Source organism: Dapis purpurea BLCC-M126, assembly GCF_050015975.1.
Taxonomy (GTDB): Bacteria; Cyanobacteriota; Cyanobacteriia; order Cyanobacteriales; family Microcoleaceae; genus Trichodesmium.
In genome coordinates this window covers 1-1069 of the sequence record NZ_JBNHER010000023.1, presented here as the reverse complement: position 1 = coordinate 1069, position 1069 = coordinate 1, and the positions used below count along the sequence as shown (strand labels likewise).

The 1069-nt window shown below is 39.5% G+C and carries 1 protein-coding gene; it reads left to right on the top strand.

Translation table 11 applies throughout. The features are described 5' to 3' along the window. Window positions 1–1069, top strand: a 1069-nt coding sequence (locus ACP6PL_RS03130) for a tetratricopeptide repeat protein (RefSeq protein ID WP_426542454.1), incomplete at both ends; no start/stop codon positions are given.

Below are 1069 nucleotides of genomic sequence, written 5' to 3'. Positions count from 1 at the left end.
CCTATAGCTCGGCAAGTAGGCGATCGCCATGGAGAAGCTTACATTCTCAATAAATTGCGCAATATTCTCGATGGGGGAGAAGTTCTTGCTCCAACTCAGCAGAGTAATGAAGCAGAAAGATTATTTATGTATGGAACTGAACTATATAAGCAAGGTACAGCAGAATCTCTGAAGGAAGCACTCAATTACTTAAATCAAGCTTTACCTTTATTTCAGCAAGTGGGCGATCCCATTGGCAAAGCAAGTACTCTGATAAGTATTGGCAAAGTCTACAGTGAGTTAGGAGAAAAACAAAAAGCACTTGATTACTTAAATCAAGGTTTATCTCTATTTCAGCAAGTAGGCGACCCCCGCATGGAAGCAATCACTCTCACAGGTATTGCCTATGTCTACGATAACTTAGGAGAAAAACAAAAAACAGTCAATTACTATCAGCAAGCTTTACCTATATATCAGCAATTAGGCGATCATCGTATGGAATCAGAAACTCTCAGAAGTATTGGCAATGTCTACTATAGCTTAGGAGAAAAACAAAAAACAGTCAATTACTATCAGCAAGCTTTACCTTTATTTCAGAAAATGGGCGATCAGGGTGGGGAAGCAAGCACTCTCAATAATCTTGGTGCTGTCTACAGTGACTTAGGAGAAACACAAAAAGCTCTCAATTACTTAAATAAAGCTTTACCTTTATTTCAGAAAATGGGCGATCGGAGTATGGAAGCAAATACTCTCAATGTTATTGGCGATGTCTACAATAGCTTAGGAGAAACACAAAAAGCTCTCAATTCCCTAAATCAAGCTTTATCTATACTTCAGGAAGTAGGCGATCGCCGTCGGGAAGCAACTACTCTCAATAATCTTGGCCTTGTCTACGATAACTTAGGAGAAAAACAAAAAGCTCTCAATCTCTACAATCAAGCTTTACCTCTACTTCGGCAAATAGGCGATCGCCGTCGGGAAGCAGGCACTCTCAATAATTTTGGCCTTATCTACGATAGCTTAGGAGAAAAACAACTTGCACTCAATTTCTACAATCAAGCTTTACCTCTATTTCAGAAAATGGGCGATC